Annotated in this window: 1 pseudogene; it reads left to right on the top strand. The window is 61.5% G+C overall.

The window, feature by feature from the left end:
* Window positions 1-217 (top strand): annotated as a pseudogene (locus BRA62_RS07860) (hypothetical protein); the annotation flags it as partial.
* Window positions 218-431 lie beyond the last annotated feature (214 nt).

Below are 431 nucleotides of genomic sequence, written 5' to 3'. Positions count from 1 at the left end.
GGTGATGGACGCCGAAGACCCGAACCGGTTCGTCCGGGTCGTCACCCTCAACTTCGCCGACTTCCTGGGGGTGAAGGACGAACCCGAGCTCAAGAAGGGCCGGTGGGTGAGCACCTTCTACGAAGGATACCATGATTACTACTTCGTCATCAACACCCGGCGCATCGGCTCCTACAGCCTGAAGATCCAGGTGCCGGAGGAGTATGTGGGTACATAGTGGGTTCGATGACGTCTCTTCCTAGTGCCGAGGGGATGCAAACCGGCAGCGAGGGTCGAGGAGGACTTTGAGGAGTTGACAATTACGACAAATGCGCCAGATCTACCAAATGATTATGAGGGCATCCCAAAACGTCTCTACCGCTGGGGGGGTCGCGCGCCCCCGCCCCCCCCCCGCGCGCGCGGGGCGGCCTCTCCACGACTTCTCCGGCCGC

Origin of the sequence: Methanoculleus sp. UBA208, from assembly GCF_002498065.1 — an archaeon.
Taxonomy (GTDB): Archaea; Halobacteriota; Methanomicrobia; order Methanomicrobiales; family Methanoculleaceae; genus Methanoculleus.
Note: the sequence above shows the minus strand (reverse complement) of the source record. Positions and strands in the feature narration are given on the sequence as shown.